General features: G+C 73.1%; 19 protein-coding genes. 2 read left to right on the forward strand and 17 right to left on the reverse strand.

Translation table 11 applies throughout. The features are described from left to right. Nucleotides 1-2: 2 nt before the first annotated feature. The 3 genes from ACWDYF_RS17830 to ACWDYF_RS17840 all read right to left on the reverse strand — a co-directional run bounded on the left by ACWDYF_RS17830 (nucleotide 3) and on the right by ACWDYF_RS17840 (nucleotide 2,840). Nucleotides 3-1,061: an ABC transporter substrate-binding protein gene (locus ACWDYF_RS17830; protein ID WP_381739463.1), complete on the reverse strand. Its 1,059-nt coding sequence runs from the start codon at nucleotides 1,059-1,061 to the stop codon at nucleotides 3-5. 110 nt (nucleotides 1,062-1,171) lie between these two features. Next, nucleotides 1,172-2,035: an ABC transporter permease gene (locus ACWDYF_RS17835; protein WP_381739461.1), complete on the reverse strand. Its 864-nt coding sequence runs from the start codon at nucleotides 2,033-2,035 to the stop codon at nucleotides 1,172-1,174. After that, on the reverse strand, nucleotides 2,025-2,840 hold the full coding sequence (locus tag ACWDYF_RS17840; RefSeq protein WP_018564663.1) for an ABC transporter ATP-binding protein: 816 nt from the start codon (nucleotides 2,838-2,840) through the stop codon (nucleotides 2,025-2,027). The genes ACWDYF_RS17835 and ACWDYF_RS17840 overlap by 11 nt, the downstream gene beginning before the upstream one ends. 161 nt (nucleotides 2,841-3,001) lie before the next feature. Between ACWDYF_RS17840 and ACWDYF_RS17845 the strand changes: the two genes are divergently transcribed. Then, the gene (locus tag ACWDYF_RS17845) at nucleotides 3,002-3,694 is read left to right on the forward strand and encodes a response regulator (protein WP_018564664.1); all 693 of its coding nucleotides are present in this window, start codon (nucleotides 3,002-3,004) and stop codon (nucleotides 3,692-3,694) included. Nucleotides 3,695-3,800: 106 nt separating this feature from the next. Here ACWDYF_RS17845 and ACWDYF_RS17850 read toward each other — a convergent pair whose 3' ends face one another. The 6 genes from ACWDYF_RS17850 to ACWDYF_RS17875 form a co-directional block, all read right to left on the reverse strand. Beyond that, a complete protein-coding gene (locus tag ACWDYF_RS17850) occupies nucleotides 3,801-5,399 on the reverse strand; it encodes a solute symporter family protein (RefSeq protein WP_381739457.1) in 1,599 nt (532 codons plus the stop codon). Then, complete coding sequence (locus tag ACWDYF_RS17855) at nucleotides 5,396-5,995, reverse strand: DUF485 domain-containing protein (RefSeq protein WP_389469913.1); 600 nt, start codon at nucleotides 5,993-5,995, stop codon at nucleotides 5,396-5,398. The genes ACWDYF_RS17850 and ACWDYF_RS17855 overlap by 4 nt, the downstream gene beginning before the upstream one ends. 69 nt (nucleotides 5,996-6,064) lie before the next feature. Further along, a complete protein-coding gene (locus tag ACWDYF_RS17860; RefSeq protein ID WP_381739453.1) occupies nucleotides 6,065-6,748 on the reverse strand; it encodes a response regulator transcription factor in 684 nt (227 codons plus the stop codon). Next, complete coding sequence (locus tag ACWDYF_RS17865; protein ID WP_389469916.1) at nucleotides 6,745-7,896, reverse strand: sensor histidine kinase; 1,152 nt, start codon at nucleotides 7,894-7,896, stop codon at nucleotides 6,745-6,747. The genes ACWDYF_RS17860 and ACWDYF_RS17865 overlap by 4 nt, the downstream gene beginning before the upstream one ends. Then, a complete protein-coding gene (locus tag ACWDYF_RS17870; protein WP_389469921.1) occupies nucleotides 7,893-8,417 on the reverse strand; it encodes a DUF1453 domain-containing protein in 525 nt (174 codons plus the stop codon). The genes ACWDYF_RS17865 and ACWDYF_RS17870 overlap by 4 nt, the downstream gene beginning before the upstream one ends. Nucleotides 8,418-8,822: 405 nt before the next feature. Further along, nucleotides 8,823-10,946 (reverse strand): DNA gyrase/topoisomerase IV subunit B, encoded by a 2,124-nt coding sequence (locus ACWDYF_RS17875; protein ID WP_389469925.1) that lies wholly within the window; start codon nucleotides 10,944-10,946, stop codon nucleotides 8,823-8,825. A gap of 442 nt (nucleotides 10,947-11,388) precedes the next feature. On the opposite strand from ACWDYF_RS17875, the gene ACWDYF_RS17880 reads away from it, so the two are divergent. Continuing rightward, entirely contained in the window at nucleotides 11,389-11,619 is a 231-nt protein-coding gene (locus ACWDYF_RS17880) for a DUF7455 domain-containing protein (RefSeq protein WP_018564671.1), read from the forward strand. A 102-nt stretch (nucleotides 11,620-11,721) separates the two neighbouring features. Here the strand turns inward: ACWDYF_RS17880 and ACWDYF_RS17885 are convergent, their stop codons facing one another. From ACWDYF_RS17885 to ACWDYF_RS17920, 8 genes are all read right to left on the reverse strand, one after another. Then, nucleotides 11,722-12,519, reverse strand: a complete 798-nt coding sequence (locus ACWDYF_RS17885; protein ID WP_389470043.1) for a S1 family serine peptidase — start codon at nucleotides 12,517-12,519, stop codon at nucleotides 11,722-11,724. 221 nt (nucleotides 12,520-12,740) lie between these two features. After that, nucleotides 12,741-14,291, reverse strand: a complete 1,551-nt coding sequence (locus ACWDYF_RS17890) for an RNA polymerase sigma factor (protein WP_037891203.1) — start codon at nucleotides 14,289-14,291, stop codon at nucleotides 12,741-12,743. Between the two features lie 621 nt (nucleotides 14,292-14,912). Continuing rightward, a complete protein-coding gene (locus tag ACWDYF_RS17895) occupies nucleotides 14,913-15,800 on the reverse strand; it encodes a FadR/GntR family transcriptional regulator (protein ID WP_078509712.1) in 888 nt (295 codons plus the stop codon). A gap of 162 nt (nucleotides 15,801-15,962) precedes the next feature. Further along, nucleotides 15,963-18,344: an ATP-binding cassette domain-containing protein gene (locus ACWDYF_RS17900; protein ID WP_451584283.1), complete on the reverse strand. Its 2,382-nt coding sequence runs from the start codon at nucleotides 18,342-18,344 to the stop codon at nucleotides 15,963-15,965. 81 nt (nucleotides 18,345-18,425) lie between these two features. After that, a complete protein-coding gene (locus tag ACWDYF_RS17905) occupies nucleotides 18,426-19,184 on the reverse strand; it encodes an NUDIX hydrolase (protein ID WP_018564676.1) in 759 nt (252 codons plus the stop codon). A gap of 130 nt (nucleotides 19,185-19,314) precedes the next feature. Then, a complete protein-coding gene (locus ACWDYF_RS17910) occupies nucleotides 19,315-21,420 on the reverse strand; it encodes a glycogen debranching N-terminal domain-containing protein (protein WP_389469933.1) in 2,106 nt (701 codons plus the stop codon). 306 nt (nucleotides 21,421-21,726) lie between these two features. Continuing rightward, nucleotides 21,727-23,373, reverse strand: coding sequence for a DUF4192 domain-containing protein (locus ACWDYF_RS17915; protein ID WP_389469936.1), 1,647 nt, complete (start codon nucleotides 23,371-23,373; stop codon nucleotides 21,727-21,729). A gap of 313 nt (nucleotides 23,374-23,686) precedes the next feature. Beyond that, nucleotides 23,687-25,846: a RecQ family ATP-dependent DNA helicase gene (locus tag ACWDYF_RS17920; RefSeq protein WP_389469938.1), complete on the reverse strand. Its 2,160-nt coding sequence runs from the start codon at nucleotides 25,844-25,846 to the stop codon at nucleotides 23,687-23,689. Nucleotides 25,847-25,976 lie beyond the last annotated feature (130 nt).

Below are 25,976 nucleotides of genomic sequence, written 5' to 3' on the forward strand. Positions count from 1 at the left end.
GCTCAGCCCGCGGCCTTCTCGACGAACTCGGTGGTGAACGTCCTGCTCAGATCCACGGTGGCGTTCTTGACGGCGGGGTTGAACGCCTTGAGGACCTTCTCCACGGTCTCGGGGCCGTTCGCCGGCATGACGCCGTCCTTGGTGAACATCGGCAGGGTGCTGCGGATCGAGTCGGCGTAGAGCTTCTTGTCCCCCTGGGAGTAGTCGGCGGGCATCTTGGCGGCGATCTCGTCGGCACTGTGGGCGGACATCCAGCGGAGGGTCTTCACGAACGCGTTCGCGAGCTTCTGCACGGTGTCCTTGTGGCCGTCGACCCAGCTGGACTGCATGTAGAGGCTGGACGACGGGTAGGGGCCGCCGAGCGCCTGCCGGGAGCCCTCCGGGGTCCGCATGTCCACGAGGACCCGGCCCGCCTTCTTGGCCAGGATGGTCGCGACGGTCGGGTCGGTGGTCATACCGCCGTCGATGGAGCCCTGCTGGAGCGCGGAGACGAACGTCGGTCCGGCGCCGACGGCGACCGGGGAGAACTCGCCGACGCCGACGCCGTTCTTGACCGCCAGGTACTTGGTGAGGAAGTCGGTGGAGGAGCCGAGCCCGGTGACGCCGAGCTTCTTGCCCTTGAAGTCCTTGGGCGAGGTGATGTCGGCCGCCGCCTTCTCGGAGACCACCTCCACCTCGCCGGGCGCGTGCGAGAACTGCACCACGGACTCGATGTCCTTGCCCTTGACCTGGAGGTCGAGGGTGTGGTCGTAGAAGCCGACGGCGGCCTGGACCTGGCCGGAGACGAGCGCGGTCTCGGCCTGGACCCCGGCGGGTTCGCTCAGCAGCTCCACGTTCAGGCCCTCGGCGGAGAAGTAGCCGAGGCGCTGGGTGAGCATGGCGGGCAGGTAGATGACCTTGTCGAGGCCGCCCACCATGATCTTGACGTGCTCGCCCTTGCCGTCTCCCCCGCCGCCGCTGCCGGACGCCGAGCCGGCCGCGTCGTTGGCGCAGGCGGTGAGGGAGGACAGGGCGAGCAGTCCGGCGGCGGCCGACGCCGCGAGTCTGGTGGTTGTGCGCATGGCGGATTCACGTCCTTGGGGAGGCCGGTACGGCGGCGGGGTGCGGGTGCGTCCGTACGGAGGGGCGAGTACAGGCGGGGTACGGGCGGGGAGAGGCGGGCGAGGGCGGCTCAGTGACCGGAGTCGGCGGGCTTCCAGCGGAAGATGCGGCGCTCGGCGAAGGTGAGCAGCCCCTCGGCGACCAGGGCGACGGCGGCGAGAATGACCATCGCGGCATACACACCGGCCGCGTTGAAGGTGCCCTGGGACTGCGCGACGAGCAGCCCGATGCCCTTGGTGGCGCCGATGTACTCGCCGACGATGGCACCGATCAGCGCGAAGCCGAAGCTGACGTGGAGGCTGGTGAAGATCCAGGAGGTGGCGGACGGGATGACCACCTGGAGCGTGACCCTGCGGTCGCTCGCGCCGAGGATCCGCGCGTTGGCGACGAGGTTGCGGTCGACCTCGCGGGCGCCCTGGAAGGCGTTGAAGAACACCGGGAAGAAGACCAGGACGACGGCCGAGGCGATCTTGGAGACCGGGCCGAGCCCGAACCAGATCACGAAGATCGGGGCGAGCACGATCCTCGGGATGGAGTTGAGCACCTTGATGTACGGGCCGAGGACGTCGGCGAGGAAGGCGACGCGCCCGAGCGCGATCCCGAGGACCACACCGGCCACCACCCCGGCCACCCAGCCGAGCAGCGCCTCGTAGAGCGTGTACCAGATCTGCTCGCCGAGCGAGCCGAGGGCGGTGCCGTGGGTGATCCAGGTCCAGATCTGGTCCCAGATCTTCGAGGGCATCGAGAAGTTGAACGAATCGATGGCCTCGGCCCGGGACAGCGCCTCCCACAGGCCGAGCACGGCCACCAGGAGCAGGACGCGGCCCGCGGTGACGATCACCTTCCGCCTGCGGGCGGCACGGGCCCGGGAGTGCGCCCGGCCGGATGTCTTCGCGGTCTCGGCGACCGGTGTGCTGAGCACCTCAGGCGACATGGGCGGCACCTCTTTCACGGGTGATGCGGACCTCTTCGCCCAGGGACTCCCAGATCTCGCGGTAGATGTCGATGAACTCGCTCCGCAACCGGACCTGCTCGACCTTGCGCGGCCGGGGCAGCCCGATGTCGAAGACCTGCTTCACGGTGGCGGGTCCCGCCGTCATCACGACGACCCGGTCGGCCAGCGCGATGGCCTCCTCCAGGTCGTGGGTGACGAAGACGACCGAGGACCCGGTGCCCTCCCACAGCTCCAGCAGCTCGTCCGACATCAGCGCCCGGGTCTGCACGTCGAGCGCCGAGAACGGCTCGTCCATGAGCAGGATCTCGGGGTCGTTGACGAAGGTCGCGGCGAGCGCGACGCGCTTGCGCTGGCCGCCGGAGAGCTGGTGCGGATAGCGGTCCTCGAACGCGGCGAGCCCGACCCGGGCCAGCCACGCCCGTGCCTTCTCCTTCGCCTCCGCCTTGGGGACGCCGCGGAAGCGCGGCCCGGCCGTGACGTTGGACAGCACCGTGCGCCAGGGGAAGGTGGCGTCCTGCTGGAAGACGAAGCCGACCTTGCCGCCGACACCGGCCACCGGCTCCCCGGCCACCAGCACCTCGCCCTCGGTGGGCTCCTCCAGGCCGCTGACCAGCGTCAGCGTGGTCGACTTGCCGCAGCCGGTCGGACCCACCACGGCGACGAACTCACCGCGCCGCACGGTGAGGTCGAGATCCCTGACCGCGGTGTGCAGGCCCCCCGACGGGGTCCTGAACATCTTGCTCGCGCCCCGCAGCTCGATGGCGGGGCTGGTGTCTGCGCTCATGCCCCGGGACGGTAGGTGTGACCCCCGCCACGGCAGCAGTCTTCTGGGCGCAACCTGTTCTTTTGCTCGCAGGCACCTGTTGTGCTCGTTTTGCTCGCGCTACAACATCGGAGCCGGAACACGGGCTCGACGCCGGCCCGGCCTTGACGGAGAGAGGCCCGATGATTGACGTCCTGGTGGTCGACGACGACTTCCGTGTCGCTGAGATCAACGCGAGATACGTGGGGAAGGTTCCCGGATTCCGGGTGACCGCCCGCGCGCACAGTGCCGACCAGGCACTGGCCGCCGTGCAGCGCGGCGGCACCGACCTGGTCCTGCTCGACCACTACCTGCCCGACCGCACCGGCCTCGAACTCGTCCACCGCATGCGCGACCAGGGCCTGCGCACCGACGTCATCATGATCACGGCGGCCGGTGACGTGGCGACCGTGCAGCAGGCGATGCGCCTGGGCGCGCTGCACTACCTGGTCAAGCCCTTCACCTTCGCCGCGCTCCGCGTCCGCCTGGACTCCTACGCCGCCCTGCGCCGCACCGTCGACCGGGTCGGCGGCCGGGGCGTGGCCGGGCAGGAGCAGGTGGACCGGATCTTCGGTGCGCTGCGCACCGCGCCCGCACCGGCCTCGCCCGGCCTGCCCAGCGGCCACTCGGAACCGACGACGGACCTCATCTGCGGTGTCCTGCACGGCGCGGCGCGGCCCCTGTCGGCCCACGAGGTGGCCGCCCGCACCGGTCTGAGCCGCTCCACCGCCCAGCGCTATCTGCGCCACCTGGAACAGGCCGGCCGGCTGCGCCTGTCCCTGAGGTACGGCGACACGGGCCGCCCGGAGCACCGCTACGCCTGGGTGGCGCCGTAGCCGTCGCGGAGGCGGGGGCGGGGGCGGACCGGCGCGTACCCGGGTGCCGACGCGGACGCAGGACGGGCGCAGGGCGGGCGCAGGGGTACGACGCGCCCGGGGCCGCTCACACGGCGCCCGCCCCGGTCAGCGAGCGCACCTCCGTCTCGGCGTGCCGGGCCTCGTCGGGCGGCTCGGCGGAGGTGACGGTGCCCAGCCAGCCGGCCAGGAAGCCCAGCGGGATGGAGACGATGCCGGGGTTCTGGAGCGGGAAGTACTGGAAGTCCACCCCCGGGAAGAGCGAGTCGGGGCTGCCGGAGACCACCGGGGAGAGCACGACGAGCCCCAGCGCCGGAACCAGCCCGCCGTACACGGCCCAGACCGCGCCCCGGGTGGTGAACCCCCGCCAGAACAGCGAGTACAGCAGCACCGGCAGATTCGCCGAGGCGGCCACGGCGAAGGCGAGACCCACCAGGAAGGCGACATTGAGGTCGCGGGCGAGCAGGCCGAGGGCGATGGCGGCCGCACCGACGCCCACGGCGGCGATCCGCGCCACGGCCACCTCGCCCGGCCCCCGTCCGCCCCTTCGCCGCAGCGACGCGTACAGGTCGTGGGCGACGGACGCCGAGGAGGCCAGGGTGATCCCGGCGACCACCGCGAGGATGGTGGCGAACGCGACCGCTGCGACCACCGCGAACAGCACCGTGCCGCCCGTGGAGTCCGCGCCGCCGCCCAGATCGAGCGCGAGCAGGGGCACCGCCGTGTTCCCGGCGGCGTTCGCCCCGCGGACCGCCTGCGGGCCCACGATCGCGGCGGCCCCGAAGCCGAGCACGATCGTCATCAGATAGAAGCCGCCGATGAGCCCGATGGACCAGAGCGCCGAACGCCGCGCCGCCCGCGCGGTCGGCACCGTGTAGAAGCGCGACAGGATGTGCGGCAGCCCGCCCGTGCCGAGCACCAGCGCGAGTCCGAGGCTGATGAAGTCCAGCCGGGCCGTCCAGTCGCCGCCGTATCTGAGTCCGGGTGCCAGGAAGGCGTCCCCGTGCCCGCTGCGCCCGGCCGCGGCGCGCAGCAGCTCGTCGAGGTCCCCGTGGAAGCGGACCATGACGAGCACCGTCAGCACCACGGTCCCGCCCAGCAGGAGGACGGCCTTGACGATCTGGATCCAGGTGGTCGCCCGCATCCCGCCCAGCGACACATAGACCACCATCAGCGCGCCGACGCCGATCACCGTCCAGCCCTGCGCCGCCCCGCCCGCGCCCGTCCTGCCCAGCAGCAGGGCCACCAGGCTGCCCGCGCCCACCATCTGCGCCACCAGGTACAGCACGGACACCGTGACCGAGGACGTGCCCGCCGCGATCCGCACCGGCCGCTCGCGCAGCCGCGCCGCCACCACGTCCGCCAGCGTGAACCGCCCGCAGTTGCGCACCAGTTCGGCGACGAGGAACAGCACCACCAGCCAGCCCACGAGGAAGCCCACCACATACAGCACCCCGTCGTAGCCGAACAGCGCGATCAGCCCGGGAACCCCGAGGAAGGAGGCGGCCGACGCGTAGTCCCCCGCGATGGCAAAACCATTCTCCATCGGGGAGAACAGCCGCCCGCCCGCGTAGAACTCCTCCGCCGAGCCGTGCCGCCCGCGGCTCACCCAGGTGGTGATGGCCAGCGTGACGGCCACGAACACGCCGAACAGCACCAGCGCCAGCCTCTGATGATCACCGGTCACGCCCCGCCACCCCCTTGCACCGCGCTCCGTGTCAGCTCCTGTGTCTCCCAGCGCAGTTCGAGCGCGGCCCGGTCCCTGCGCAGCCGGGCGTGCCGCGCGTACGCCCACGCCAGGAGGAACGTGCTGAGGAACTGCCCCGCCCCCGCGACCATCGCCACGTTCACCGCGCCCGCCACCGGCCGCGCCATGAACCCGGGCACGGACGTCGCGGTGACCACGTACGCCAGGTACCAGCCCAGGAAGGCCACCACCGCCGGTACCACGAACCGCCGGTAGCGGCTGCGCACCTCCTGGAACGCCGCGCTGCGCTGCACCGCGAGATACACCTCGCCCGCCGCCGCACCGTCCCCGTCACCGTCCCGGTCCGGCCGGGCCCCGCGCGCCGCCGGCACCCGCACGCCACGGGCCCCGGCCCCCTCTTCCTCGCCCCGGCCGGTCCCGGGCTCGTCGGACCACGGGTCGCGCTGCCGCAGATCCTCGGGCGCCGCCCGCTCCCGGTCCTGCCCCGGCTCCGACCGTCCCTGCCCCTGGCCGCTCCCGAACCGGTCCCCGGGACCGCTCCCGCCCCCGCCGGGACGGCCGTTGTTCGACTCCATGCCCCAGCATGGTCAGAACCGGCGGACCCGCCGCCTCGCTTCTCCCCGCGCTTCACCCCATCAGGTGACTCAGCTCGCCGGCGGACGCGCCAGGCCCTTCGTGTACGCGTACCGCACCGCCTGCGCACGGTCCTTCAGCCCCGTCTTGGCGAACAGGTTGTTGATGTGCGTCTTCACGGTGGCCGTGGAGACATGCAGCCGCCGGGCGATCTCCTGGTTGCTCAGCCCTTCGGCGATCAGCACCAGCACCTCGCACTCCCGCGTCGTGAGCCCGTCCGGCGGTTCATCGGCGGACGTGTGGCGGGACTCGGGCTCGGACAGCCGCTCCAGCAGCCGCCGCTGGATGCCGGGCGAGAGCCCCGCGTCCCCGGACAGCACGCTGTGCACCGCCCGGACGATCTCGTCACCCCCCGCGTCCTTGGTCAGATAGCCCCGCGCCCCCGCCCTGAGCGCGGGGAACAGCGACTCGTCGTCCGCGAAGGTCGTGAGGATCACCACCTGTGTTCCCGGGTGCTGCGAGCGGATCCGCCGGGTGGCCTCGACACCGTCGCAGCGCGGCATCCGCAGGTCCATCAGCACCACGTCCGGCGCGACCTCCGCGACGAGCCGCACGGCCTCCTCGCCGTCCCCCGCGGACCCCACCACCTCGACGCCCGGCAGCAGCCCCAGCAGCATCACGATGCCTTCCCGGACCACCGTCTGGTCGTCCGCCACCACCACCCGCGCCGGCTTCCCGACAGCCTCCTCGGTCATACCGGCACCTTCAACGTCACCGCGAACCCCTCCTCGTGCGGCCCTGCCTCCAGCGAGCCGCCCAGCAGCTCGGCGCGCTCACGCATGCCCAGCAGACCGTACCCGCCGCCGGCCCCGGCCAGTTCGCCGGGCGAACCGCCCGAGTCCCGTACGTCCAGCACCACCTGGTCGTCGCGGTAGTCCAGGCTGAGCCTGACCCGGGCGCCCGGAGCGTGCTTGCGGACGTTGGTCAGGGCCTCCTGAGCGACCCTGCGGACGGCCTGGGACGCCTCGGCGGGAAGCCGTCTGCGTTCACCCGAGACGGTGACCTCCGCCCCGTCGTTCGCCGCCACGAGCTGGCTGAGGAAGTCCTCCAGCGGGGTCAGTTCGCCGCGCAGCGCGGACAGTGCCTGCCGGGTCTCGGAGAGTCCGTCGCGGGCCATGCCCCGGGCGGCGACCACCCGCTCCAGGATCTGGTCCCGGTCCGCGCCCCGCTCGATGAGGAGCCGGGCCGCCTCCAGGTGCACGAGCTGGGCCGAGAGGCTGTGGGCCAGCACGTCATGGATCTCCCGCGCGATCCTGGCCCGCTCCCCCAGCGCCGCCGACTCCGCCTCCGCCGCCCGCGCGGCCCGCTCCTGGGCGAGCAGCCGCTGGGCACCGGCGCGGGCCTCGGCGTCGAGCCGCAGGACATAGCCGGCGAGTGCCAGACCGACCGCCGTGACGACGGTGGTGAGCCACCGGTCGTCGTTGGCCGTGGCGAACGCGCCGAGCGCGATCCCCGTCAGCGGGGTGGCCACCGCGAGCGGCAGTCTCTCCAGCGCGGCGACCGCGCAGGCGCACCAGATGACGAGGGCGGGATCGTGGAAGCTCCCCGCCTGGGCGGCGGCGCCGACTCCGAGGAGCAGCGCGAAGAGCGCCAGGGACGGTCCGAGCCGGTGGGCGAGCGTGGTCCGGAAGAAGGCCCAGGACGCGCCGGCGGCCACCAGCACGCCCGCCGCGGCCGCCGCGGCTCCCCAGGCGTGGACGTGGCTGTTGCGGAAGGCGCCCCACAGCAGGATGGCGGCCAGCAGCAGCCGCACCCCCCAGCCCAGGAGGCGCCGGGGCCGTGAGATGCCCTCGCGGCCCAGCGCTTCCGGAGAGGGCCAGCGCGTCCAGACGTTCTCCGTCATGCGTGTTCCTTCCACGCGGGCCGGGGCCTGCCGTCACCGTACGCCGCGGTCCGGTCGTCCGCCGCCGTCAGGGCGCCGGTGCGCTGGACCAGGACTCCCGAGCGCACCAGCAGCGTGGCGGCGAGCGCGAGCATCAGCGCCGGGCTGCCCTGGCGCACACCGAGCAGCTCGCCCAGTCCGAACAGACCGGCGCGCAGGACGATGCCTCCGGTCCAGACGGCGATCCCCGCCTTGGTCGTCCTGGTCCAGACGGCGCCGTCCGCCTCCACCCATATCCGGGAGGTCCAGGCCCAGCCGGCTCCGATCCCCAGGCCGATGATCAGCTCGGCGACGAGGAGCGCGACGGCCTCGCCCTGACGGTGGGCGTCGATCAGGTGCGGGTCGCGCAGGGCGACGACGGCGAGGATCGCGGGCAGCAGCCACCAGCGCCGGTCCGCGTCGACCCGGCGGGCGCGGAACTGCCTGGAGATCACGAGCGCGGCGACCGCGACGATCACCAGCACGTTGACGAGCCCGGACATCAGAGCCTCCATGAGCGGGAAGGAGAGGCCGGCGGCGAGAACCGCCGACGCCTTCGACGCTACGGAAAATCACGGGCGGACTGATCGGACCGGGGGTGGATCGAGGGTGGATCCCCGGCGCCGGAATTCTCCACCCACGGGTGGACAACCGGGCCCCCGGCCCCCCAGCCCCCGGGCACCAGACTCTGGGCCTCCGGCCCCCGGGCCCCCGGACCTCGTCGGCGCCCCACCGCCGTGCCCGCCGGGGGCACCCGTCCAGACGGCACAACGGCATCGTGGCCGCGACCACGACCACGACCGCGGCACGGTCCGGCGACCGCAGCCACCAGCCACGGCCACAGCCACAGCCACAGCCACAGCCACAGCCACAGCCACAGCCAGGGTGCCGTGAAGCCCCTTCGGCCGCTACGCGTCGATGCGCGAGCGGTCCAGCGTCGCGGCCGAGCTGGCGATGAACTCCTTGCGGGGGGCCACGTCGTTGCCCATGAGCAGGTCGAACACGCCCTCCGCAGCCTCCAGGTCGGAGAGGTTGATCCGGCGCAGGGTGCGGTGGCGCGGGTCCATCGTGGTCTCGGCCAGCTGGTCGGCGTCCATCTCGCCGAGGCCCTTGTACCGCTGGATCGAGTCCTTGTACCGGATGTTCTTGCTCTGGAACTCCAGCAGCCTGTCCCGCAGCTCGCGGTCCGAGTACGTGTAGACGTACTTGTCCTGGCCCTTCTTCGGCTGGACCAGTTCGACCCGGTGCAGCGGCGGCACGGCGGCGAAGACCCGGCCCGCCTCGACCATGGGCCGCATGTAGCGGTGGAAGAGGGTGAGGAGCAGGGTGCGGATGTGGGAGCCGTCCACATCGGCGTCGGTCATCATGATGATCTTGCCGTAGCGTGCCGCGTCCAGATCGAAGGTCCGGCCGGAGCCCGCTCCTATCACCTGGATGATCGCGCCGCACTCGGCGTTCTTCAGCATGTCCGTGACGGACGACTTCTGGACGTTGAGGATCTTGCCGCGAATCGGCAGCAGCGCCTGGAACTCGGAGTTCCGGGCGAGCTTGGCGGTGCCGAGCGCGGAGTCCCCCTCGACGATGAACAGCTCGCTGCGGTCGACGTCGTCGCTGCGGCAGTCGGCGAGCTTGGCGGGCAGCGAGGAGGATTCCAGAGCGGTCTTGCGGCGCTGGGCGTCCTTGTGCTGGCGCGCCGCGATGCGGGTGCGGGCGGCGGCGACGGCCTTCTCCAGGACGACGCGGGCCTGCTGGGCGGCGTCCCGCTTGGTGGAGGTCAGGAACGCCTTCAGTTCCTTGGTGATCACGTTGTTCACGATGCGGCGGGCCGCCGAGGTGCCGAGGACCTCCTTGGTCTGCCCCTCGAACTGCGGTTCCGCCAGGCGGACCGTGACGACGGCGGTGAGGCCCTCCAGGGCGTCGTCCTTGACGATGTCGTCCTCGGCGACGCGCAGCATCTTCTTGGCCCGCAGCACCTCGTTCATCGTCTTGGCCACGGCCTGCTCGAAGCCGGCGACATGGGTGCCGCCCTTGGGCGTGGCGATGATGTTGACGAAGGACCGCAGCGTGGTGTCGTAGCCGGTCCCCCAGCGCAGGGCGACGTCCACGCCGAGGTCGCGGGTGACCTCGGTGGGCGTCATCTGGCCGTGCTCGTCCAGGACGGGGACCGTCTCCTTGAAGGTGCCCTGGCCGCTGAGGCGGAGGACGTCGCAGACGGGCCTGTCGCTCGCCAGGTACTCGCAGAACTCGCTGATGCCGCCGTCGAAGCGGAAGGACTCCTCGCCCTTGCTGCCGCCCTCGCCCAGGCCGTACTCGTCGCGCACGACGATGGTCAGGCCGGGCACCAGGAAGGCGGTCTGCCGGGCGCGCTGGTGCAGGTTCTCCAGGGAGAGCTTCGCGTCCTTGAGGAAGATCTGGCGGTCGGCCCAGTAGCGCACGCGCGTACCGGTGCGCGACTTGGGGATCTTCTTGGCCTTGCGCAGCCCGCTGCCGGCCTCGAACTTGGCGTCGGGGCCGTTGCCCGTGAACGCCCCCGGCACACCGCGCCGGAAGCTGATCGCGTGCGTGTGGCCACCGCGGTCGACCTCGACGTCCAGCCGGGCGGACAGCGCGTTGACGACGGAGGCGCCGACGCCGTGCAGACCGCCGGAGGCGGCGTAGGAGCCGCCGCCGAACTTGCCTCCGGCGTGCAGCTTGGTCATGACGACCTCGACACCGGACAGGCCGGTCCTGGGCTCGACGTCGACCGGGATGCCGCGGCCGTTGTCGCGGACCTCCACGGAGCCGTCGTCGTGCAGGACGACCTCGATGTGGTCGCAGACGCCCGCCAGGGCCTCGTCCACGGAGTTGTCGATGATCTCCCACAGGCAGTGCATGAGACCGCGGCTGTCGGTCGACCCGATGTACATGCCGGGGCGCTTGCGCACGGCCTCGAGTCCCTCGAGGACGAGCAGGTGCCGCGCGGTGTAGTTGGAGCCGTCACGGTCTGCTCCTGCCAGCAGCGCTGTGGACGGCACGGACGTATCGGCGGTCACGCGGTTCGCTCCTCGCTGAATTTCAGGTGAGGCCCTGATGGGTAAGGGCGCGGCTTGGGTTGCCGCTCAGAGGGTACCGAGCCCTGGTAGAGCCCTTGTAACGCAACCCTCGGCGGCGCTTCAGACTAGTCGAGGCGTCGCATGTACGTTCGATCCCTCGATGGAGTGAAGCACATATCACGTTCCCTTCGGGGCATGAACCATTTAGGCTCCGGGCACGTCCTCATGAACAACCGGCAAGCCGGCCGGGGAGGACCGACCATGACCGACAGCGCGAACCCGTAAGACACACAGAAACGTAATACGGCACATTCGCCGCCAAACCGGCAACGGACAGCCACCTCGGGAAGATTTTTCGAGGAAAAGCCGCGAGCGGGAACGTTTGGGGCTGGTTGGATGTTGACCCTGGTACGACAGCTCGTCGAGCTAGAGAAGAGGCGACGTGACTACTGTTCTGACCCCCGCGAGCCCGCTGACGGCCGCTGATCGCTGCGACCGCTGCGGCGCCCAGGCATACCTGCGCGTCGTCCTGCTGAGCGGCGGAGAACTGCTCTTCTGCGCCCACCACGGTCGCAAGTTCGAGCCGGAACTCAAGAAGATCGCCGCTGAGATACAGGATGAGACGGAGCGCCTCACCTCCGTGCCTGCGACCACGCCCGACGAAGAGCGCTGACCATCTCGCACGACGAGCCAGCTCCGGCACAGGCCGGCGAAACGGGCGGCCGCTCCTGATCCACAGGAGCGACCGCCCGTCGTCATGTCCGCCCGAGACCGCTCAGGCCCCGTCCACGGACTGCCGCAGGCCCTTGGACCCCCGCGCGGCACGCAGCGTCCGCACCACGTCGGACACCCGCGTGTAGACGCCTGGGCTCCCCGCCTCCCCGCAGCCGTCCCCCCAGGAGACCAGCCCGATGAGGCGCCCCTGGGCCACCAGCGGTCCCCCGCTGTCGCCCTGGCAGGCGTCCCGCCCCCCGACGCTCTCGCCCGCGCACAGCATGGTCCCGGGCACGTACGTGCCGTTCGCACTGCCCGGATACGCCCGCTCGCACTGGGCGTCGGGCAGCACATGCACCCGCGCCGCGTGCAGGCTGTGCGGGTAGGCCGCGCCGCCGGTCGTGTCGCCCCAGCCGTAGACGAGGGCACCGGTCCCCGGCGCGTACGCGGGGTCGCCCGCGCCCGCCATCGGGATGACGGCACTGCGGGGCAGCGGCTCGGCCAGCGTGAGCACCGCGAAGTCGCCCGAGTTGGTCGCCCGGTCGTAGCGCGGATTGACCCAGGTGGCGCGTACGCGGATCTCCTTGCCCTGTCCGGACAGCAGGTCCGTGCGTCCCTCGATGACCTTCAGATCCCGTGTCGGCGGCGCACCGACCACCTCACCGGACAGGCAGTGCGCGGCGGTCAGCACGGCGTCGCGGGCGACGGCCACGGCCCCGCAGAACTGTCCCGCGCGCGTACCTCCGAACCGGTCACGGCTGGACAGCGCCACGGTCCAGGGGCTCTGGGCCACATCGACGGGGAAACCCCCGACGACAACGCTGTCCGCTGCGGCGGGGGCGGCGTTCACCAGCGGTATCGCGGCCCCGGTGGCCGCCAGCACCAGCGGCCCGGCCAGGGCGCGGGCAATACGGCGTCACATACGCACTCCTCACTCTGTGGCGATCATCGAACACCCAGAGTCGGGCACAGGGGCGCGCGCCGCAGCACGAAGGCCCGGTTCCCCCACGGGGAGAACCGGGCCTCACGGTGTCGCGCGGGTCCTGGCGAGTCGTCCTACGCGTCGTCCTTCGAGTCGTCCTAGTCGAGGTAGTCGCGCAGCACCTGCGAGCGCGACGGGTGGCGCAGCTTCGACATGGTCTTGGACTCGATCTGGCGGATCCGCTCACGCGTGACGCCGTAGACCTTGCCGATCTCGTCGAGGGTCTTGGGCTGGCCGTCGGTGAGACCGAAGCGCATGGAGACGACACCCGCCTCGCGCTCGGACAGGGTGTCGAGCACCGAGTGCAGCTGCTCCTGGAGCAGCGTGAAGCTCACCGCGTCGGCCGGGACGACCGCCTCGGAGTCCTCGATGAGGTCACCGAACTCGCTGTCGCCGTCCTCGCCCAGCGGGGTGTGCAGCGAGATGGGCTCGCGGCCGTACTTCTGGACCTCGATGACCTTCTCCGGGGTCATGTCGAGCTCCTTGGCCAGCTCCTCCGGGGTGGGCTCGCGGCCCAGGTCCTGGAGCATCTGGCGCTGCACGCGCGCGAGCTTGTTGATGACCTCGACCATGTGCACCGGGATACGGATGGTGCGGGCCTGGTCGGCCATGGCGCGGGTGATCGCCTGCCGGATCCACCAGGTGGCGTACGTGGAGAACTTGTAGCCCTTGGTGTAGTCGAACTTCTCGACCGCGCGGATCAGACCGAGGTTGCCCTCCTGGATGAGGTCCAGGAAGAGCATGCCGCGGCCGGTGTAGCGCTTGGCCAGGGAGACCACCAGACGGAGGTTGGCCTCCAGGAGGTGGTTCTTGGCGCGGCGGCCGTCCTCGGCGATGATCTCCAGCTCGCGCTTGAGCTTCGGCGCCAGCTTGTCGGAGTTGGCCAGCTTGTCCTCGGCGAAGAGACCCGCCTCGATGCGCTTGGCCAGTTCGACTTCCTGCTCGGCGTTGAGCAGGGGGACCTTGCCGATCTGCTTGAGGTAGTCCTTGACCGGGTCGGCGGTGGCACCGGCCGCGGCGACCTGCTGGGCGGGGGCGTCGTCCTCGTCCTCGTCGGAGAGCACGAAACCGGCGCTCTCCGCGCCCTCCGGCTCCTCCGTCGCGCCCTTGGGGTCCTCCAGCACCTCGTCCTCGAGGAGCTCGGCGTCGTCCTTCTTGCCCGCGGTCTTCTTGGCCGTCGTCTTCTTGGCGGCGGCGGTCGTCTTCTTCGCCGCCGTCTTCTTCGCGGCGGCGGTCGTCTTCTTGGCGGCGGCCTTCTTGGCGGGAGCGTCGTCCTCGACCGGCGTGTCGGCGGCGGGCGGCGCCGTCGGAGTGGCGGTGGCGGTGGCCTTCCTGGTGGTCACCGTCTTCGCCGCGACCGTCTTGGTGGCGGTGCGCTTGGCCGGGCTCTTCGCTGCGACGCTCTTTCGGGTGCGCTTGTTTGGCTCCGCGGCACTGACCATCAGCGTCACACCCTCTTCCTCGAGGATCTGGTTGAGGCTGCGCAGTACGTTCTTCCACTGAGTGGCCGGGATCTGGTCAGCTTCGAAGGCCCGACGCACATCGTCGCCGGCGATCTGCCCCTCAGCCTTTCCCCGCTCAATGAGCGCCATGACAGAGACGGACTCGGCGATCTCCGGCGGGAGCGTACGGGATGTGCTGGCCGACACGAACAACCTCTCGGAACGTTGGAAAACGGCTTCCGGCCCCGTCCTCGGATGGACAGGAGCCGACCACCGGCCTGGGGATTGGGCCGACGGGACGGGCGGGGGCCGGGAAGATGCACAGCGCCATGAACGGCGTCCGTATTCCCTCCGCGGCTGTCACCTCTTAGGTCATCGCGTTGTTCCCATGAGCGTTACGCCCAATCCGCGTGGCCCGAGTCACACCCCGTAAGCGCTTAAAAACGGTCAGAAGTGGACACATGAGATCAGTCGGGGTGGACGGGCTCTCACGCGGCGCCGCCCGCCCGTCGAGCGACCACGACCCCGCCGGGCACGGGACGGCGGAGACGGGAGGTCCGGCCGGGTCCCCGCTGAGGCCACTCGTCCGCCGGGGCCACTCGTCCGCCGACGGCCGCTCACCGGCCGGGGCACCGGGGGGACGGCACGAGGACAGCGCGAGCGCGACGCCTGGACAACAGGACGACGGGACGACGACCGGACGACGAGAGGACGGCGGAGGGACGGACTGGAGCGGCGGAGCGGAGGGAAGCGGGCCGCGGTCCGGGGGCACGGGAGGGCGGCAGGACTCCGGCCGTGCCGCCCGCGCCCCGGCGCGTCGCCCGCGGTTCAGTGCTCGCGCGGCGCGGGCACCACTCGCTCGATCTCGGGGTGCACCGTGAGGAGCTGGCGCATGGCGCCCTCCGCCGCGGCGCCGTCGCCGGCCGCGAGCGCGTCGACGATCCGGGCGTGCTGTCCCACCGAGGCGTCGTTCGGCCGGTCGCAGCCCGTGACGGGGCCGCCCGACACATGCAGGGCGGACGAGACGATCCCGGAGAGGTGCTCCAGCATCCGGTTGCCCGCGACCTGGATGAGCAGGCCGTGGAACTCCGTGTCGGCCCGGGAGAAGGTCAGCGCGTCACCCTGCGCAAGGGCATGGCCCATGATCTCGACCATGTCGACGAGGCGCTGCTGGACGTCCTCGCGTCCGTGTCCCGCGGCGAGGCGCGCGGCGAGCGGCTCGATCGTCCAGCGCAGCTCGCTCAGCTCACGGCGCTGGTCGTCGCGCTGCGGCCCGAAGGCCCGCCACTCGATGATGTCGGGATCGAGGAGGTTCCAGTCGCTGACCGGGCGCACCCGCGTGCCGACGTTGGGACGCGCGCTGACCAGGCCCTTGGCCTCCAGCACGCGGAGCGACTCCCGGACGACGGTGCGGGAGACCTCGAAGCGCTGGCCGATCTCCTCGGGAACCAGCGGGCGGTCGGCGCCCAGGTCGCCCGAGACGATCATCTGACCGAGCTGCTGGACGAGTTGGCCGTGCAGGCCGCGGCCGCGGCTGCCGGCGGCGCGTCGGCCGACACGCCCCAGCTCGGGGTCCGCGCCCTCCCAGGCAGGACTTCCGACGCGGTCGGGGACGGGTGCCTCGGCGTAGGGGTAGCGGTCGAGTCCGCCCGGTCCGGCCAGACCGGAGTCGGTGGAGCGGGCGGCGGTCATCATGGTGTGCGCAAGGGTACTCACGGATCCTTTGTCGGCGCTGCCTCCAACTCCCTTGAGGTCTTTGGTGAAAAGCACACGAAAGGGTGATCGCTCACTCCGTCGCAATTGACGCCTTATCGGAAAGAAATGTGCTTTCCGCGGGGAGTTGCGCCCGATGCGCGATCGAATGAGCGCGAACCCTGCTCACCGGACCCTGCCGCGCAGGACCGTCAGCAGATACCCGCCGAGCAGCGCGACGAGCGACAACACCAGTGCGCCGCCCACCGGTTGGGCGACCACACGGGCTGCGGCGGCGAGCCAGCGGTCCCCGCCGAAGGGCCACGGCAGCAGGAACGTCTCGTGCAGCCGCGCGGGCAGTCCGGCGGTGTCCCAGGCGGCCCCGCCCAGCGCCTCCTGCACCAGCGGTACGCCGACGACCGGCACGGCGAGCACCGCGGCCAGCCCCGCGGTCGCGGACCGGAACACCCCGGACGCCAGCACCCCGGTCCAGCCGCACCCGATCACGAGGCCGGCCCAACTCGCGGCCGGGGAGAGCCAGTCACCGGGGACCTGTGTCAGCTCTCCTCCGTAGACGAGGTACAGCAACTCGGCGTCGCAGCCGATGGTGAGGAAGGCCAGCAGCGCCGCCGTGGCCGTGGCGACGAGGAGCTTGGCGGCGAGCAGTCCGAGGCGGCGGGGCACGGTGCCCCGGTCCGCCGCCAGCGCGGGGTGCCGGAACTCGTCGCCGAAGGCGAGCGCTCCGAGCAGTCCCGCGCCGAGCGCCGCCGGTGGCAGCGGCAACTGCTGCGGCCACGCCGCCAGCAACCGGGGCTGCGGCGTATGGCCGATGTGCCCCATGACCAGGGCCGTGAGGGCGGAGACGACCAGAACGGCCGCGCAGACGGCGAATCCGGTGCCGATGCCCAGGGCGCGGCGCAGTTCGTAGCGCAGGGGGCGCAGCGGTCCCGCGCCGGGGCGGACCGCGATGGGGGGCGGCAACGGCGACGAGGCGTCCGCCGTGACCACCTCGGCGGGGCGGGGCGTGGGGATCGAGGGCTGCGCGGTGGCCGGGTTCGCGGTGGCCGAGTTCGCGGCTGCCGGGTGCGTGGTGGATGCCTGCGGGCCCGGTGTCCGAGCAGTCCCTTGCGGCTGGGGGTCCGGGTGCGGACCGGGGCGCCGTCGTGCCGAGGACCGGGCGCCGGGAGGGCCGTCCGGGGACTGCTCCGGTGCGTCGGCGCGGTCCCCGTGGCCGGTCCGGGACGCGTCGCCGGACCGGGCCCGTACGCCACCGACGTGCGGGCGTGCCGCCGTGGGCACGCTGTCGGCGTGTGCGGCGGCGGCCGTCGAGCCGTCCGGGTGCGCGGCGACGGAGACGGCCTCGGGGCGGCCGTGGTCGAGGAGAGCGGCGGCGACCGTCTCCTCGGCCTCCTTCCGGGGCGTGGTGCCGGGCCCGCCCGGAGCGGTGGCGGCGGCGTTTCCGCCCCGGTCCGCCGCGGCACGTGTGTTCCCGCCGGGCGCGCCGACCGCTCCACCGTCGTCGCGCACCAGGGAAGTGGAGGGAACGAAGGGGACGGTCCCCGGCCCCGGGGCCTGCCCCGAAGCCGGGGCAGCCGAAGTCTCTCCGGCGGCGGGGACGCCGGGCTCCCCGGCGTGCGCCTGCTCGGCGAACGGGTGCTCCGCAGTGGCACGCTCGGCTCCGGCTCCGGCTCCGGCACCCATGTCGCCCACCTCGTCGGCGAGTTGATGGACGAGGATGCCGTGGCGGAACGCGGTCTCCCCGACGTCGGCGCACGTACTGCCGTAGACGGACAGGCGATTGCCGTCCTCCCGTACGACCTCCACGGAGCGCTGGGCGGTGCGGGCCTCCTTGGCCAGCAGGGCGGCGAGGCGGGCGGCGTGCGGGCTGAGGACCGCGACGCGCGGGCGCAGCCGGTGGCGGGCGAAGTCCGTCGCCTCCTGGTCGGCCACGACGCTGCCGCGCTCCAGCGTGACGACCCGGTCTGCGGTGCGTGCGGCCTCTTTGGGGTCGTCCGTGGCGAACAGCACCGTGCCGCCCCGGCCCGCGTGGGCCCGCAGCATGCCGTGCAGCCAGCGGCCCTCCCGCGGGGAGACGCCGCCCGCCGGATGGTCGAGCACCAGCGTGTGCGGGTCGGACAGCAGGACGCACGCCAGGCCGAGCCGCCGGTCCATGCCGCGCGACAGCATGCCCAGACGCTCGTCGCGGAAGCTGACGAGTCCGACCGCCTCCAGCACTTCGTCGGCCCGCCGGGCCGGAAGTCCCGCCGCCGCGCACAGCATCCGCAGATGGCCCCGGACCGAGCGGGAGGGATGGCCGGGCACGTCACCCAGGAGGACACCGACCTCACGCGCCGGATGGGCGATGCGATGCAGGGGCCGCCCTTTGAAGTAGGTGATTCCCCGGCCCTGTTGGAGTTCGAGCATGAGTCTGAGCGTGGTCGTCTTGCCCGCGCCCGCGGTCCCCAGGAGCGCGGTGACACACCCCGAGTGCGCCTCGAAGGAGACGTCGTCGACGGCGGGCGAACGGCCCTTGCGGGAGTCGCTGGTCAATCCGAAGGCCTGGATCACCCGCAGCAAGATAGCCGTTATGTACCTTTTTTACGGTTTGCAACGCGCGTACGGCCGACACCGCCGCCCTCCGTTCCCGTGTCAGACCTCCGGGCGCAGCATGGGCGGGTTGAGCAACGTGGCCCCGCCCGCCCGGAACAGCTGGGCGGGGCGGCCGCCCTGCCGCGTGGTCGTGCCCCCGGTCGGCACCAGGAAGCCCGGCGTCCCCGTCACCTTGCGATGGAAGTTGCGCGGGTCGAGCGCCACTCCCCACACCGCCTCGTAGACGCGCCGCAGTTCACCGACGGTGAATTCCGGCGGGCAGAAGGCGGTCGCCAGCGACGAGTACTCGATCTTCGACCGGGCCCGCTCGACCCCGTCGGCCAGGATCCGGGCGTGGTCGAAGGCGAGCGGGGCCACCGCTTCGCCGTCCCGGCCGTAGCCGTCCTGCTGGAGCAGCTCCGCCACGGACGCCCAGCGGGCGTCACCGGCGTCACCACCGGGCCGGGGCGCGGGCAGATCGGGCGCGAGGGCGAGGTGGGCGACGCTGACGACACGCATCCGCGGATCACGGCCCGGGTCGCCGTAGGTCGCGAGCTGCTCCAGATGCGCGCCGTTGTCCTGGACCGGTGCGGCGGGATCATGGACGCACAGGCCCGCTTCCTCCTCCAGCTCGCGCGCCGCGGCCTGCGCCAGATCCTCGTCCTCCCGCACGAAACCGCCTGGAAGCGCCCACCGTCCCTGGAACGGGGGCTCTCCCCTGCGCACCGCCAGCGCGCACAGGGCATGGCGGCGCACGGTCAGCACGACCAGGTCCACGGTGACAGCGAAGGGCGGAAAGGCTGACGGGTCGTAGGGCATGCCGTGATCATAGTCGTCTGCCTGACGATAAACACTCCCTTCGCCGGTCGCAGCGACGAGCGGTCCGCACGGCCGCGCCGGACTCCCCGCGCTCGCGTCGCGGCCGTTCCCCGCACCATGTCGTACGAGGTCATACCCCCAGTTGCAGCCCGTCGGCAGCCTCCTCGACCAGGGCGAGACCGAGCCGGCTGACCCGTACCGAGAAGGGGGCGCCCGCGACCCGCAGCCCGGTGAGGCCGATCTCTCCGAGCGGCGCCGCACGCACCGGCCGCAGCGTGACCGTCCCGGCGGGGGCGTCGGGCCGGATGCCGACGAGCGCGGTCAGCAGCAGGACCGCGGCGGACGCGGCCGTCGCCGAGGGACGGCAGGCCGCCGGGTGCGGAACGGGCGCGCCGCCGTCCGTGCGCTGCTCTCCGGCGAACATCTCGGGCAGCCGGTGTCCGAAGGCCCCGGCCGCCGCCAGGATGCCCCGCAGCAGGCCACCGGCCTCCTCCTCGTGGCCCGCTGCCGCCAGGCCCGCGACGGCGACGGCCGTCTCGGCCACCCGCACCGCCCCGGCGCGGTGCCCGAAGGGGTTGTAGCCGGCCTCCCTGGCGGCGAGCCCGCGCAGTCCCCAGCCCGAGTCCATCGTGGGCCCGCGCAGCAGCCGGGCGAGCTGACCGGTCCGCGCCTCGTCGAGGAGTCCGGGTGCCTGCCGTCCGCCGCCCAGCAGGCCGGTGTCGAGCAGGTGCACGGCGGAGGCGTCGAGGTGCGTGAGCAGCCGCCCGTCGGGGGCCCGGCCGGCCGCGGGTCTGCCGCCGCCGCGGTCGTCGACCCAGAAGTCGTCCCGGAACGCCGTGCGCAGATGCTGGGCCCACTGCCGCAGTTCGGCCGCGCCCGGTCTGCCGTACGCGTCGAGCAGGTCCGCGCCGAGCAGCGCCGCCCGGTGGGCGTGCGCCTGGATCTCGCAGCGCACGGGTCTGCCGGGCAGGTGATCGCACAGATATGTGCCGTCTCCCACGGCAGCACGCAGCCAGGTGAGGCAGCCCTCGGCCGCGGGCAGCAGGTCCTCCGCCTCCCGTTCGGGAAGGCCCCAGCGGCGGGCTTCGGCGAGCAGCGCGGGGAAGAGCAGAGTCGCCTCCGTGCCGGTGCAGCCGGGCGGCAGGTGGGGGCCCGCGTCGCGGCGCGGTCCGGGGATCATCCCGGTCTGCCGCCCTGGGCCGGTGTGCTGGGTGCGGGCCAGGGTGCGCAGGGTGCTCACGGCCAGCCGGGTCCCCAGGGGCAGCGCCATCCGGGCAGCGACCAGCGCCTCGGCCGGGGCCAGGCCGCACCGCCACGGGGCCCCGGCCGCCAGGTGCAGGTCGGACGGGGAGGCCGGGGCGCGCAGCAGCAGGGCGTGCAGGTCGTCGATGCCGGTGCGCAGCAGTTCCGCCACCCCGGGGGTGTCGCCGGTGGCCCGCGCGGGCGCCAGCGGACTCGTGGCGGTGCGGCCCACGGCCCGCAGGGGTCCCGCGCCGTCCTGCCGCACCCGCAGTTCCACGGTGGCCGTGCCGCCCGGGGACAGCTCGAACTCCCAGCGCAGCAGGCCCGCGGAGGCCAGTGCTTCGGCGGGCGGCGGGTCCGCGGTGACCGACGCGCTGGTGGCGCCGCGGGACCAGCGCAGCCCCGAGCCCCGCACGCTCGCGGGGCGTTCCTCCCCCGCGCGTCCACGGGCGATCTGACCGAGGTCCGCGAGGTCGGTGCCGAGAGCCACCTCCACGGGGAGCCGCAACGGGCGCGGCGAGGTGCTGCGCAGGGTGATCCGCTCCGTGCCGTCCGCGTCCCGTACGCGCTCCACCAGCACGTCGGGGTCCGGGCCCGTGCCCGGAGAGGCGCGCAGGGTGCCGACGAAGCGGACCCGGTCGGCGGCGGTCATCAGGGCCTGGACGCCGAGCGGTTCACGCCCGGCGACGCGCACCTGGCAGCGGGAGAGGAGGCGCCGTCCGGAGCGGTAGAAGCCCTCCAGACCGCGCCCGCTCAACTGCCCCTGGGCGGAGGAGATCGCCAGCCCGGGGAGGGCCACGCAGATCATGGCGTCATGGGCTGCGGGCAGTTCCGCGGGACTGCCCGGGAGCGAGCGCGGCGCCCGGGTCCGGGAGTCACCCGGCACGAGCGCGGCGTACCGCGCGGGCGCGGCCGGGCGCTGCCCCACGGGGCTCACGGGCGTGCTGAAGACCGCGGCGCCGCCGGTGGGGCAGGGCGGAGTCGGCTGGTGCATGGGACGGCTTCCTCTGCGCTCTGGGGGCCTCGGCGTGTACGGCGCCCGGCACCGGCGGCGGCTCCGAAGCGACCTGGGGTGGCGGGGTGGCCTGGGCAGGTGTTCCGCCACTCAGGTGAACGGCGCGGAGCGGGGCCGGGTCACGCCCGGGACCGGTGAAGCCGACCGAATGGCGGCGGTACGGAGGGCCGAGAGGCGAGACGAGAGAGGTGGGAGCGGTGGAGGCGCGCGAGGTGGGAGCGGTGAGAGGAGTGGGGGGAGTGAGAGGGGCGCGACGGTTGCGACGGTTCGGGGCGGACGGGGGGTTCATGCGTCGTCTCCGGACAGGTCGGGCTGTGGCTCATGGGTCGGCCGACGCCGGGCGCGGCGAGCCGGGTCCGTCGCGCCCGTCGCCCCCGTGGCACGCGGGCGTGTGCGGCCGGGCGGCCTGGCGGGGCCGGGGCCGGACACCGCCGCGGTGCCTCGTACGCGACGCCGACGGCCGGACGGGGCCGCCGCCACCGCCGGTGCGCACCTGCCGCGGGGGCCGGGCGCCGGATGCCGCTCCGCGCCGGTACCGGGCGCCACGCCCTCCGGGTCCTCCGGGCCCTTTGCGCCCTGCGCTTCCGCTTCCGCTTCCGCTTCCGGGCCGTTCTGCTCGCCGGACGATCGCGGGGCAGCCGCCTCGGGCGGGTCCTCGCCGGTTTCTGCTTCCTGCTCGGCCGGGTGCAGGCGCCCCGTGCGCTCCGCGCGGAGGCAGCGGCGGACCGATTCCGGGTCCAGTCCCTCGTTGCACGCCTGGTGGAGGAGGCGGGCGAAGAGGTAGTCGGGGTCCGCGCCCAGCGCCATGGCGAGGGCTTCACGGGCCTCCAGGCCGTCGCCCGAGGACCAGGCGACCCAGCCCGCGAGGGTGAGCGGCGCGGCCGCGTGTTCTCCGTAGGGGCCGACACAGCGGCGGGCCAGGGCCCGCCAGAGGCGGAGCGCAGGGGCCGCTTCGTCCCCTTCCATCCACTCGGCCGCGCGGTCACGCGTCGTGCGGTCCTGTAGGCCGAGGATCAGCGAGGCCGCTTCCCCGTCGTCCAAGAGCCGATCGTCGCGGAGGTCGGCGGCGACCGCGCCGGGGACGGCGGGCGTGTCGGCGAAGCGGCCCAGGACGCGCCCGGCGAGTTCCAGTGTCTCCTCGGCGACTCCGGCACGGCTCACCTCGTCGAGGATCCTCGGCACCAGGGCCCGGCCCGCCGCGTCCAGCGCGGTCTCCTGCGCGCGTGCCACCGAGGCCTCCCAGGGGAGCAGCCTGGCCCGCAGCTCCTTCAGGCTGCCGCGCACCTGAAGTCCGGCGTACGCCGCCGCCGCGGCCAGTACCGAGGTGCCGGGCAGACCCATGGGCCAGCCCTCGTCGGGGCAGCATCGGTCGGTCGGGCAGCAGTAGGACCAGAAGCGGCCATCGGAGATGCACAGGGCCTCGACCACCGGGACGTCGAGGGAGCCGCACTCCTCGCGCAGCGTCTGGGCCAGTGGCTGCAACCGCCGCGCGACCTCACGCGCCGTCTCGCCGTTCGCCGGCTCCTGGCAGAGGAAGGCGACCAGTTGCTCGGGCATCACTCCCCTGCGCTCGCTGCCCCTGATCAGTCCCCGCGCCAACTGCCGGGCCGCCTCCGGCCAGTCGTCGTGGTCCGCCGGGATGCCGACCCTGGCCCTGCCGCCGAACCTGCCGCCGCCGTCCCGGTCGTGCAGGGCGACCAGGACGATGCTGTCCTCGGGGCGGTAGCCGAGGAGATACGGCAGGGCGTCGGCCAGTTCGGCCGGGGTACGCAGGGTGATCTGGTGGTTCGGTCCGGTTCCGTCGTACGTGATGTCGCCGGAGCCGAGGGACCCGCTTCCGAAGGGCTCGGTCCCGGAAGGGCCCACCCCGAAGGTCTCCCCACCGAAAGGTCCGCTTCCGTGCGATCCAGTCGTTTCGCCGTGATTCGTCATGCCCCGACGATCTCGCGGAATCCAGCATTTCGCTTTCGCCTGTGGATAAGTCGGGCCAGGGACACGTCAACCCAACCCGCTTCACCCCGGCCGGACCTCGCCGAACCGTGCCGAGGCCGCGGGGAACGGGGCGCCACCCGACACCGCCATCCCCATCCCCACGCCCACGCCCCTGCCCCTGCCCCTGCCCCTGCCCCGTGAACTCCTCTCCCGCTGCCTCCCCTCCCGCGCGGCTCGCGGCGTAGAGGTAGAGGTGGAAGCGCATCGCCCGACCCGGGAACCGGGCGGCGAGGTCCAGGTCCCCGCCGCCGGATCAGCCCGCCGTCGCGAGGACCAGCGGCAGGACCGGTCCGCTGCCCGCCCGGCGCAGCAGGCGGGCGGCGACCGCCAGGGTCCAGCCGGAGTCGGTGCTGTCGTCCACGAGCAGGACGGGACCGGGAGAGCGGCTCAGGGCGTCCGCCAGTTCCCCGGAGACGGTGAACGCCTGGGACAGCGCCTTGAGGCGCTGTGCGGAGTTGCTGCGGCGCACCGCGCGGCCGTCGTCCGGTCCGGTGTACGTCAGGGTGCCGAGGAAGGGCAGGCGGCCCACGGTCGCGATGCCCTCGGCGAGGGAGCCGACGAGCCGCGGGCGGGTCGTGGACGGAACCGCGACGACGCCCGCCGGGCGGGCCGGGGCGTCCGGTGCGCCTGTCGCCCAGCCGCCCGGGGAGCGCGCCCAGTCCGCGAGGACCGCGACGGCGGCCCGCAGGACGTCGTCGGGGACCACGCCGTCCGGCGCGTTCTCCGCGAGCAGGGGGCGCAGCCGGTTGCCCCAGCCGATGTCGGACAGCCGTCCCAGGGCGCGCCCGGCCGAGCACTGCTCGCCGGGCGGGATGCGGCCCTTGAGGTCGACGCCCAGCGCGGGCATGCCCGTCGGCCACATCCGGCGCGGCTCGATCTCGGCTCCGGGGCGGTCCAGCTCCTGCGCGGCGGTCGTCAGCGACTGGTCGGAGACGGACACGTCGGCCCACGGGCCCGCGCAGTTGTCGCAGCGGCCGCACGGAGCCGCTCCCTCGTCGTCCAGTTGCTGCCGCAGGAACTCCAGACGGCAGCCCGACGTGCTCACGTAGTCGCGCATGGCCTGCTGCTCGGCCGCCCGTTGCCGCGCCACCCAGGCGTACCGCTCGGCGTCGTAGCTCCACGGCTCGCCGGTGGAGATCCAGCCGCCCTTGACCCGCTTGACCGCGCCGTCCACGTCCAGCACCTTGAGCATGGTCTCCAGTCGGCTGCGCCGCAGGTCCACCACCGCCTCCAGCGCCGGGACGGACAGCGGGCGCCCCGCGTCGGCGAGGGCCGTGAGCGTCTGGCGGACCTGGGCCTCGGGCGGGAAAGCGGTGTCGGCGAAGTACCGCCAGATCGCCTCGTCCTCCTTGCCCGGCAGCAGCAGTACGTCGGCGTGTGCCACACCGCGCCCCGCACGCCCGACCTGCTGGTAGTAGGCGATCGGGGAGGACGGCGAACCGAGGTGGAGCACGAAGCCCAGGTCCGGCTTGTCGAAGCCCATGCCGAGCGCGGAGGTCGCCACCAGTGCCTTGACCCGGTTGGCGAGCAGGTCCTCCTCGGCCTGGAGGCGGTCGGCGTTCTCCGTACGACCGGTGTAGGAGGCGACCGTGAAGCCGCGCTGGCGCAGATGGGCGGCGGCCTCCTCGGCCGCGGCCACCGTGAGCGTGTAGATGATCCCGGAGCCCGGCAGCTCCTCCAGGTGCTCCGCCAGCCAGGCGAGGCGGTGCGCGGCGTCCGGCAGCCGGACCACGCCCAGCCGCAGGCTCTCCCTCTCCAGGGAGCCGCGCAGCACCAGGGCCTCGCCCGCGCCGGTGCCCAGTTGCTCGGCCACGTCCGCGGTGACGCGCGCGTTGGCCGTCGCGGTGGTGGCCAGGACGGGCACGTCGGGGGCGAGCCCGGCGAGCACCGACCGCAGCCGCCGGTAGTCCGGGCGGAAGTCGTGTCCCCAGTCGGAGATGCAGTGCGCCTCGTCGACCACCAGCAGGCCGGTCGTGGCCGCCAGCTTGGGCAGCACCTGCTCGCGGAAGTCCACCGAGTTCAGCCGCTCCGGGCTGACCAGGAGGACGTCGGTCTCGCCGCGCTCGACCTCCCCGTAGATCGTGTCCCACTCCTCCGGGTTGGCGGAGTTGATGGTGCGCGCCCGGATACCGGCCCGCGACGCGGACTCGACCTGGTTGCGCATCAGCGCCAGCAGCGGTGAGACGATCACCGTCGGACCGGCGCCGCGTCTGCGCAGCAGAGCGGTGGCCACGAAGTACACCGCCGACTTGCCCCAGCCGGTGCGCTGCACCACGAGGGCACGGCGCCGATCCTCCACCAGGGCCGCCACAGCCTGCCACTGGTCTTCCCGCAGCCGCGCCGAACCGCCCGGGTCGCCGACCAGCTCGGCGAGGACGGCATCGGCTTCGGCGCGGAGGTCCAGTTGTTCCATGCCTCCATGCAACCCGATGCCACTGACAACGGGCCACTTCACCCACCGGGACCGGCCGGACCCGCACGGTAGCCGCGCCGTCGCCCGGCGGCCGCGGAGGGCGTGGCAGGAGGCGTGGCACGGGGTACCC

The organism is Streptomyces sp. NPDC003284 (assembly GCF_053589675.1).